The organism is Halovivax sp. (genome assembly GCA_007119345.1).
Classification (GTDB): Archaea; Halobacteriota; Halobacteria; order Halobacteriales; family Natrialbaceae; genus Halovivax.
Genome location: SKPV01000226.1, coordinates 1 through 9,439, shown reverse-complemented (window position 1 = coordinate 9,439; position 9,439 = coordinate 1). Strand labels below are relative to the sequence as shown.

General features: G+C 69.6%; 10 protein-coding genes. 4 read left to right on the top strand and 6 right to left on the bottom strand.

Annotated features, from left to right (window positions below; translation table 11 throughout):
* Positions 1-266: TCP-1/cpn60 chaperonin family protein (locus tag QZT59_RS15795; protein WP_290818581.1), on the bottom strand; the 266-nt coding region annotated here is incomplete at its 3' end.
* A 450-nt stretch (positions 267-716) separates the two neighbouring features.
* Positions 717-1,463 carry an SOS response-associated peptidase gene (locus QZT59_RS15790; RefSeq protein ID WP_290818580.1) on the bottom strand — a complete coding sequence of 249 codons (747 nt, stop codon included), beginning with the start codon at positions 1,461-1,463 and terminating at the stop codon, positions 717-719.
* A gap of 137 nt (positions 1,464-1,600) precedes the next feature.
* Here QZT59_RS15790 and QZT59_RS15785 point away from each other — a divergent pair, with 137 nt between their 5' ends.
* Positions 1,601-2,575 (top strand): glycosyltransferase, encoded by a 975-nt coding sequence (locus QZT59_RS15785; RefSeq protein ID WP_290818578.1) that lies wholly within the window; start codon positions 1,601-1,603, stop codon positions 2,573-2,575.
* A gap of 33 nt (positions 2,576-2,608) precedes the next feature.
* On the opposite strand, the gene QZT59_RS15780 is transcribed toward QZT59_RS15785, so the two are convergent.
* Complete coding sequence (locus QZT59_RS15780; protein ID WP_290818576.1) at positions 2,609-3,475, bottom strand: hypothetical protein; 867 nt, start codon at positions 3,473-3,475, stop codon at positions 2,609-2,611.
* 345 nt (positions 3,476-3,820) lie between these two features.
* On the opposite strand from QZT59_RS15780, the gene QZT59_RS15775 reads away from it, so the two are divergent.
* Positions 3,821-5,644, top strand: a complete 1,824-nt coding sequence (locus tag QZT59_RS15775; RefSeq protein ID WP_290818574.1) for an ABC transporter ATP-binding protein — start codon at positions 3,821-3,823, stop codon at positions 5,642-5,644.
* A gap of 10 nt (positions 5,645-5,654) precedes the next feature.
* On the opposite strand, the gene QZT59_RS15770 is transcribed toward QZT59_RS15775, so the two are convergent.
* The gene (locus tag QZT59_RS15770; protein ID WP_290818572.1) at positions 5,655-6,761 is read right to left on the bottom strand and encodes a glycosyltransferase family 2 protein; all 1,107 of its coding nucleotides are present in this window, start codon (positions 6,759-6,761) and stop codon (positions 5,655-5,657) included.
* A 229-nt stretch (positions 6,762-6,990) separates the two neighbouring features.
* On the opposite strand from QZT59_RS15770, the gene QZT59_RS15765 reads away from it, so the two are divergent.
* Both QZT59_RS15765 and QZT59_RS15760 read left to right on the top strand, forming a co-directional pair.
* Complete coding sequence (locus tag QZT59_RS15765; RefSeq protein ID WP_290818570.1) at positions 6,991-7,242, top strand: hypothetical protein; 252 nt, start codon at positions 6,991-6,993, stop codon at positions 7,240-7,242.
* A gap of 158 nt (positions 7,243-7,400) precedes the next feature.
* Positions 7,401-7,544: a hypothetical protein gene (locus tag QZT59_RS15760; RefSeq protein ID WP_290818568.1), complete on the top strand. Its 144-nt coding sequence runs from the start codon at positions 7,401-7,403 to the stop codon at positions 7,542-7,544.
* Positions 7,545-7,643: 99 nt separating this feature from the next.
* On the opposite strand, the gene QZT59_RS15755 is transcribed toward QZT59_RS15760, so the two are convergent.
* Both QZT59_RS15755 and QZT59_RS15750 read right to left on the bottom strand, forming a co-directional pair.
* On the bottom strand, positions 7,644-8,108 hold the full coding sequence (locus QZT59_RS15755) for a DUF302 domain-containing protein (protein WP_290818566.1): 465 nt from the start codon (positions 8,106-8,108) through the stop codon (positions 7,644-7,646).
* Positions 8,109-8,254: 146 nt separating this feature from the next.
* The gene (locus QZT59_RS15750; protein WP_290818564.1) at positions 8,255-9,067 is read right to left on the bottom strand and encodes a hypothetical protein; all 813 of its coding nucleotides are present in this window, start codon (positions 9,065-9,067) and stop codon (positions 8,255-8,257) included.
* Between the last annotated feature and the right edge of the window lie 372 nt (positions 9,068-9,439).

The window sequence follows — 9,439 nt, the reverse complement described above, 5'->3', positions numbered from 1 at the left end:
TCGGCGACCTCGATGATCATCTCGGCCGTCGGGTTGTCGATGTCCATCTCCTTCAGGATGGTGACGCCGTCGTTCGTGATGGTGACGTCGCCCATCGAGTCGACGAGCATCTTGTCCATCCCCTTGGGACCGAGCGTCGAGCGGACGGCCTCGGCGACCGCGCGCGCCGCGCTGATGTTGTAGTCCTGCGCGTCCTTGTCCTTGACGCGCTGGGAGTCCTCGCTCATGACGATCATCGGCTGTCCCTGCTGCATTCGCTGGCTCATAGTCAAACGATTCGTTGATTGTCCTTCTACATAAATGTGCCGATCAGGGCGACGCCATCGCGTCGGAGCCGGTGGACGGAGGTTCCGGAAAACTGTCGTACGGTGGGCGGGCACCGACCGATACGGCCCCGAACCCGCCGTATGGAATGTGAACGTATCTCGCACCAGACGGTAGGTTTTATTAGTGGATTCGCAGTCGACGGGTCGAGAGCGTCGCTCGGACGGAGTCGCGCGGGGTCGCCGCTCCGGATGACGGCACTCGGACGGAGTCGCGCGGGGTCGCCGCTCCGGATGACGGCACTCGGACGGAGTCGCACGGGGTCGCCGCTCCGGATGACGGCACTCGGACGGACTCGGTCGACCGTCTGCGACGTCGGCGCACGGAGAGGCTCGATCGGGCGAATACCGGTACCGAGGGTCGACCCGTCCGGTCGGCCGCCGTCGGTGCCGTCACACCGACTCGACGGGCTCGACGAGCGCGGGCTCGTCGTTCGCCGGGCTGTTCACCGCGGTCGAGACCGGATACGCCCGCAGCTCGTCGGGCGGATACGGATCGAGGGCGTCGCGGGGATCGTCGGCCTCGAGCCACCGGCGCTCGTCCTCCAGCTCGACGATCGCCGCCATCCGGTGGTGCAGGTCGGCGACCACGTCGTTCGGTTCGGTGGTGACGATGGCGAACGTCTCGAGCGCGTCGCCGTCGGGATCGTCCGCCGCGCCGCCGGCGAACGCGTCGAGGCCCGTCTGGGTGGTCTCCGGCTCCCAGGTCGCCCAGAGTCCGGCCATCGCGAACGGCCGATCGTCCGGGAAGGCGACGCGATACGGCCGTTTTCCGGACTCGGTTTCGACCCACTCGTAAAAGCCGTCGGCGAGCACGAGACACCGTCCCGATCGCGCCGAATCGGTCGACTCCTCGTTCCCTTCGCGGGGCCGGCGGCCCCGATAGGCCGCCCGGAAGCTCGGCTTCTCGTCGACGGTCTCCGCACGGGCGTTGATCAGCCCGTCACCGTCGTCGTCCGCCCACGACGGAACGAGTCCCCACTCGAGCTGCCGGATCGTCTCGGGGCGCTCGTCGGTAACGACGGGGAGTCGCTGGCCCGGCGCCGCGTTGTACGTCGGCGAGAACGGCTCCGCGAACGCCGCGTCGAACCGCTCCTCCAGGTCCTCCGGCGGCGCGAACAGCGAGTAGCGACCACACATGGGCGTTCGTACGTGCGCCAGGGGCTAACGTTTGCCCCCGCCCGCGACCGTCGGTTGCCCCACCCGCGACCATCGCCGGTCGGTTCTGCCGTAGTCAGGCACTAACAATGTCTCGAACGCGTGACGTTCAGGTCGACATGGAGACGGGAGATCCGGACGCGTCGCCCCTCGTGAGCGTCGTCCTGCCGACGTACGACCGACCCCGGATGCTCGTGGAGGCCGTCGAAAGCGTCGCCGCACAGGCGTATCCGAACCTCGAGTTGCTCGTCGTCGACGACGGCTCGCCGACGCCGGCGGCGACGATTCTCGAGGAGCGCGCCCCGTCGGCGCTCGAGTGGCGGTGTCTGCGACACGACGAGAACCGCGGTGCGAACGCCGCGCGAAATACCGGCATCCGCGCCGCGGCGGGCGAGTACGTGGCGTTTCTCGACGACGACGATCGGTGGTCGCCGGAGACGGTGGCGAGCCAGGTGGCCGCGCTCTGGGGGGCGGGCGAGCGAGCCGGCGTCGCCCTGGTCGGCCAGCGGACCCTCCACGGAGACGACGAGACGGCGATCAGACTCCCGACGATCGAGGGCGAGGCCACCGGCGACCTGATGGCCGGCGAACCCGCCGGGACCTTCTCGACGATGCTCGTTCGACGGTCGGTCGTCGACGACGCCGGCCTCCCCGACGAGCGGTTTCCCGCCCTGCAGGACCGCGAGTGGATGATCCGGCTCTCCCGTCACTGCGAGTTCGTCTCCGTCCGGGAACCGCTCGTCGAGCGCCGCTTCGGCGACTACGAACAGATCGACGACGCGTTCGAGCCGAAGCGGGATACCACGCACCCGCTGTTCCTCGAGAAGCACCGGGAACTGGCCGCCGAGCACGGTCGCGAGCGGCAGTTTCGCGCCTGGCTCGCGACGACCGTGGCGGGGACGGGGCTCACGAACGGCCACTACGGCGACGCGCGCCGGTTCGCCCTCCGCGCGATCCGGTCGAACCCGCGCGCCAGGCGCGCGTACGTCTACCTGGCGCTCGCCCTCGGCGGCCACCTCACGTACCGGTCGGCCGTTCGATTCGCCCGGTTCACGCGGGGTCTCCAGACGAAGTTCTGGACGGAACCGACCTGAGCCCGAACCGGCCGGCCGCCGCTTCGAGCGGGCTCACGGCCCGATATCTCGGAGATCCGGGTGCGGTTCGGCGACGCCGCCGCCGATCGCGTCCCCCCGACGGCGCATCCACTCCGGGTGGCGAACCAGAAAGACCACCGGCACGGCGTCCAGTCCGAGCAGTTTCGCGATCGCGAGCCGGTGTTTGCCACAGACCAACAAGAGTTCGCCGTCGCGACCGACGTCGACCGCGATCTCGTGGCGCAGACAGTGCCGGAAGCCGACGGACGGGTCGGTCCCGAATCGCGCCCGCTGGGACCGGTAGCCGTCGTCCCGGATCGACGCGTAGAGGGCGTCGAGGCGCTCGCACCGGCGGCGAACGTCCGCCGCGGTTTCGCACTCGTGCCAGACGCGATCCGGTCCCGATTCCTCGACGAGATCGAGCACCTCGCGGACCAGCGGCGTCTCCTCCCAGGGAACGCCCCGCTCGAAGCGCCCCTCCAGCGACCGGTACAGCACCGACCCCTCGAATCGGTCGGCGAGGAACAGCTCTGCCGGCGGCCCCCGGTACCCGGAATCGACCGGCGGCCCGTCGCGGCGATCCCAGTCTCCGCCCCGGACGGCGCCGAACAGCGCCAGCCGATCACGGTACGGCGGGTACTCCCGGCGGGTGTGGCGCCGGATCCGATCGGGCGAAACCCGCTCGAGTTTGAACGGATCGGGCGCCGCGTCGTACGCCGCCACGTCGTTCGCGCAGCGTCGGCGATAGTAGGCCCTGGCGAGTCGCCAGTGCAGTTTCGGGTGAACGCGCGGACGGCTGAGCCCGCGCTCGACGGTCGCCGCGAGCAAGCCGGCGGTGCCACCCGTCCGGTAGGCGCTGCGGGCGAGCCGGAGCGTTCCGCGGACCGAATCCATCTCCATTCGTCCGGGAAATCCGTCCGCGCCGGAGAAAGTTATCGATCCGTTACCGTCCGCAAGTCGGGAACGTTCCGGGTACGGTGCGACCGCCGACCGGGACGACAGCGCCACCCGATCGCGCCGTCGTCGGTCGGTCACCGCGGTTCTCGGCGTGCACCCGGGCGCCGGTTGCAATCGAACGGACGACCGGCCGACGTGGGCGAAACCGTCTCGAGAACCGGACGGTATTGATTGCGTAACTTTCCGGGCGGTCGATAACGGAACCGTCGTCCGGAACGGCCCGGCGGGTTCGAGATCGGTATCCGTACGATTACAATGGGTGACAGGCTCGTCGCCACATCCGATTCGATGGATTCCGACGATCTGACGCTCCGCGAGAAGTGCTACGGGCTCTACCTGGTCGTAGCCTACAAGCCGGCGGTGACGGTCGCCATCGTGCTGTTCAGCGGGTTCGTCGCGATGCTCGAGGGGATCGGGGTCAGCTTCATCATCCCGATCATCGAGGTCGCCCAGGGCTCCGGCGACGTGGCCGACGCTGACGGCGCCGTCGGCGCCTTCGCGGCCGCGTTCGACCTCGCCGGCGTCCCGTTCACGCTCGGCTACATCGTGCTGGTCGTCGGCGCCGTCATGACCGTCAGGTTCCTGTCCAGCATCGCCGTCGCCTGGCTGCGCGTGGCGTTGCAGACGTGGTACGTCCGCGAACTCCAGCGGAGCGCGTTCCGCAGCGCCCTCGACGCCCGAGCCGCCTACTACGACTCGAAGGGATCCGACGACATCCTCAACGCCATCGTCACGCAGGCCGAGTACGCGGGCAAGGTCATCCGGGACGCCGTGCGCTTCCTCCAGATGACGCTGCTGGTCCTGGTCTACCTGGCGATCGCGTTCGTCATCGCGCCCGCGCTGACGGCCGTCGCCGGCGTCCTCATCGTCGCGCTCTCGATCGGCGTCAGGAACGTGACCGAAGCGGGCTACTCGCTGGGCGATCGGGTGGCGGAGGCGAACGAACGGATCCAGGAGACGGTCCAGACCGGAACGCAAGGGATCCGCGACGTGCGGCTTCTCGGCCTCGAGGACGAGCTCTACCGGGACTTCTCGCGACGCGTCGATCGGTTCACCGAGGCGACCATCTCGCTCGGTCGGAACGAGGCGGTGATCAGCAACCTCTACAACCTCGCGACCGCGCTGCTCGTCTTCGGCTTGATCTACGTCTCGGTCGCGATCGCCGACATGTCGCTGGCGGCGCTGGCCGCGTTCCTCTTCGTGATGTTCCAGGTCGGTCCGCGGGTCAGCCAGGCGAACAAGTACTTCTACAAGGTCGAAGGACGGCTCCCGCACCTGATCCGCACCCAGCAGTTCATCGACGAGCTCGAGGCGAATCCGGACGTCGAGGGCGGCGACCGGCCGGTCCCCGACGAGCCGACCCCCATCGAGTTCGACGAGGTCACCTTCGCGTACGACGGGGCCGCGGGCGATCGGGCGGTGACGGACGGCGGCGAGGTCGAACGGGTGCTCGAGGAGGTCTCGTTCACCGTCGAGCGCGGCGAGTTCGTCGCCTTCGTCGGCCAATCCGGCGCGGGGAAGTCGACGATCGCCGCGCTGCTCGCCAGGTTGTACGCCCCGAATTCGGGCGAGATCCGCGTCGCCGGCCGCCCGCTCGCCGAGTACGACGTCGAGGACTGGCGCGCGAGCGTCGCCTACGTCCGCCAGGACCCCTACGTCTTCAACGACACGCTCCGGACCAACGTGACGATCGCCAACCCCGACGCCTCGCGGGCGGAACTCGAGCGAGCCTGCCGGATCGCCCAGGTCACCGAGTTCCTCGAGGACCTCCCCGACGGCTACGAGACGGAACTCGGCGACGACGGCGTCAGGCTCTCCGGCGGCCAGCGCCAGCGCATCGCCCTCGCCCGCGCCATCCTCGAAGATACGGCGGTCCTCGTGCTGGACGAGGCGACGAGCGATCTCGACACCACCATCGAACGTCGGGTGCAGTCGGAACTCGAATCCATGGAGGGCGATCGGACGATCGTCGCGATCGCCCACCGCCTCTCGACCGTTCGCGACGCCGACCGGATATTCACCCTCGAGGACGGCCGGATCACCGAGCGGGGGCGACACGGACAGTTGCTCGACCGCGAGGGAACGTACGCCGAGCTCTACGCGGCGCAGTGACCGCGTTCGGCTAGTCGGACGGCTCCGTCGCGTTCGCGGCCCGCTCGGCGTCGGTCATCGATTCGAATTCCGTTGTCGGCTCTGCACCCGCAGATTCACCAGCCAGCTGGGCGTCTGCCGCCGGATCGAATTCGGCGACCCGCTCGGCGCGTCCGCCGGTGGCGGCCGGACCGAGACGGTCTATCCCCTCGGCAGGAGCCGAACCGACGCCGAACCGCTCGGCGAGGCGGCCGCCGGTCTCGGCGAATTTGACGAGCGCGCCGACCGCGTACAGTCCGAGCTTCTCCGTCCGCCTCAGCCGGTCCCACTCCGCGCCGAAGTTCCGGTGGAAGCGAAGGGGGTGCGGTGGCAGGTACAGCACCGGATCGTACAGCGGCCGGGGATCGAACCGGTCGGGGTAGCGGCGACGCTGCTGGACGGCGCCCCCCCCGACGCGGACGTACTTCTCGAGCAGCGACCGGAGCGACGTCCGGGCGGGGTGCTCGACCCGCGCCTCCGGCGCGTAGTGGATCTTCCGGCCGGAGGCGGCCACCCGCCGGCCGAACTCGACGTCGCCGCCGGAGACGAGGCCGCCGTCGAAGGTCCCGACGTCCGCGAAGACCGCTCGCGCGACGAAGAGCGCGCACGTCGGCGCGAACGACCCCTCCTCGACGTACCGTCTCACGGGGAACCCCGTGGCGGCGTTGTACCGCCCCGCGAACGTCGGTTCGGGGCACGGGACGTCGACGCGGCAGCCGAGGTACTCGGCGCCCCGTTCGCCCATCGCCTCGACGCCGGCTTCGAGCCAATCGGCGTCGGCGACGACGTCCGCGTCGACGAACGCGATGACGTCGCCCGATGCCGCCCGAACCCCCGCGTTCCGCGCCGCGTAGGAGCTCTGGATCTCCGTCTCCCGCACCAGCCGGACGAGCCCGGGGTGGTCGGCGGCGACCGACCGCGCGACAGCGGGCGTCTCGTCGGTGGAGTCGTTGTCGACGACGATCACCTCGGAGGCGGTTTCGGGATACGTCTGGTCGACGAGCGAATCGAGCGTCGCTCGGATCCCGTCGGGATCGTTGTAGACGGGGACGACGACCGAGACGAACGGTCGGTCGGCGGCGGACGGGTTCGCGGGCATCTTTCGTCGACCGACGTGACAGTCGTCGTTTGTTATACGGGCGTTTCGTCGATTCGCGCCGGAGGTTCCGCGTCGCATCTCGTCCGCGTCGTATCGAGTTCTCTTCACCGAGAATCGTCCTCCCGCCGGGCCGGCCGAGCGCGACGCACGTCGCGGCGTCGAGGACGACCGCCGCGAGTCCGTCCGGCGCCAGCTTTACCTGCCCGGTCGTCCTCTCGACCGACCAGCGATGGACGCGGAACTCGACCGGGACCGAACGGACGCCGAGGAGGCCGCCGAGCCCCGGCGCTCGCGGCTCCCGTTGCACCTGCGGACGGCGGCGTTCGTCCTCCTGCTCGTCGGCTTCGGCGGCGCCCTCGCCAACGAGAGCGCGCCCGTCACGCCCGACTCCGTCTACAGCTACCTGTTCTTCGCGGGCGTCGCGTGCGCGATCGCGTCGGTCTATCTGGGCATCTACCAGGGCGGCGCGTCCGGGGAGTGACTCGCCGTCGATCCGGTCGGCGCGGGCCGTCTCGCGGATCGTCGCCGTCTCGCGGGTCCGGAGTCGCCCCCTCGCGGGCCGAGAAATATCGCGTTGGCACGGGCTCCGCCCGCGGTACGCGGGGCGTACCCTTGTCGACCGGCGTGGACGTCCGTCTCATGACCGATCGCCCGAAGCGACTCCCGCCCGCGGACGACCGCCCCGAGTTCGTCGTCTGCCCGACCGGCCGCCTCGAGCTGCGCCACCCCGAGAAACCCGATCGCTGGATCGCGACCGACGCGCCCGCCGAGATCGAGCGCTGAATTCGAGCCCGAACGGACGGGGCGCCCGCCAAGATCGAGCGCTGAATTCGGGCCAGGGGGACGGCGCGCCCGCCGAGATCGAGCGGCGACCGTCGCGGCCTACGCCGACGACGCGCCCTCGGCGTAGCGCTCGACGTTCGCCCACACCTCCGCCATCACCTCGCCGGTCAGCTCGACGAGCGCCGCGACCGCGGGCTCGCAGTCGGCGGGGGCACAACCCAGGTCGCGGATCGCCTTCGTCGTCGAGGCGTGATAGACGTGAACGTCGCCGTCGTCGCCCTCGTAGACGACGGTAGTACACGGCAGCAGTCCCGCCAGCTGCGGGTCGATCTCGAGGGCGTCCCTCGCGATCTCGGCGTGACAGACCACGAGCAGCGCCGTCCTCCGGATCTCCTCTCCGAGCACGCCCGCGACGAACTCGTCGAGGCGCGTCAGCGCGACCGTCTCGAAGCCGGCGTACTCGTGTTCCAGCTGGACGTGCGCCACCGCGTCCTCGAACGAGAGGCCGAGGGTGGTGTGCAGGGCCTCCTCGACGGTCGGAGCCGGCGGATTCGCCTCGTTCATACGTCGACGATTCGGGCGCGGCGTCTTGAAAGATACGTCCGCCGCCGTCCGTCCGGCGACGCGTCGCGACGACGGCCGCGAGTCGTTTCCAGCACGACCGCGAATCGTCTTGCGGTCGTACCATCAACCAGTCACGGCCGTCGGTATCAGTCCGCCCACGACGCCGGAACGAGGTGTTCGGCGTCGGGATGGTCGAGATTCGCCCGCGCCCGCTCGCTCAGGGCCGCGGGGGTGCTCGCGGATCGGAGTTCCTCCCGGAGGCGCTGCCAGCGGCGGTGTCGCACGACGACGCGGACCTCGATCGGAACGTCGAGCACCCGGGCGATGGCGATCCGGTGATTGCCGCTCCCGCCGGCGTGGACGAACGTCCCGTCGCGTCCGACGTGGACTTTCGGAACGTCCAGCCGGCACCGATAGGCGAACCGATCGCACAGCTCCGCGCGGCTCGCGAACCCGTCGTCGCGAACGGCTTCGTACAACCGGTCGATCCGCTCGTAGCGTTCCCGCAGGTCCGCCTCCGTCTCGCACCCGTCGTAGACGCCTCGCCGCTCGATCACGTCCAGCAGGTGATCGAACAGTCCGGTCTCCTCCCACGGGATCCCGTCCTCGAATCGGTCGCGGGTCGCCTCGACCTTCGGCACGTCGCCGTACTCGACGCGCACCCGGCGATCCCAGTCCCCGCCGACGACCCGTCCGGCGTCCGCCGTGCAGTCGAAGGCGAAGACGCGGCCCCCGTCCCCGTGGACCGGCCGGCGCTTGTAGGACCACTCGACGTCGTGCGGATCGATCCAGATCGGCCTCCAGGGATGAACGCGATCCGGACGGACCGCGGTCGAGGCGACCCGCCCCCAGTAGGTGAGGGGGAACGACCGGTTCGAGAGGTACGTTCGCGTCGACCGGAGGGCGTCACCGATCCCGTCCTCGCCCGCGATTTCGGCGAATCGCGCGACCCGATTCATGTTTCGGCCACCGTCGGGAACGCCCGACGGTCACGTTCGCGGATGTATCAGCGAGACCGCCATTAGTAGGGGCGAGATAACGGGGAGCGAACGACTCGGCAGTGGCGACGAATTGCTCACGCCGCTACCCGTCGCTCGCAGTCGGTAGCGGCGGGAAGCGCCAGGACTGGGATTTGAACCCACCTCCAGACGGTCCTGCTCGCTCACTCCGTTCGCTGCGCGGGCTGCGACTGGCGTACGTTCAAATCCCCCTCGTTGGGTACTCGTCGCTCACGGATTGTTCGCGACGAGAGACGCCAGGACTGGGATTTGAACCCAGAATCCCGAAAGGGAACACGCTTTCCAGGCGTGCGCCTTACCGTTCGGCCATCC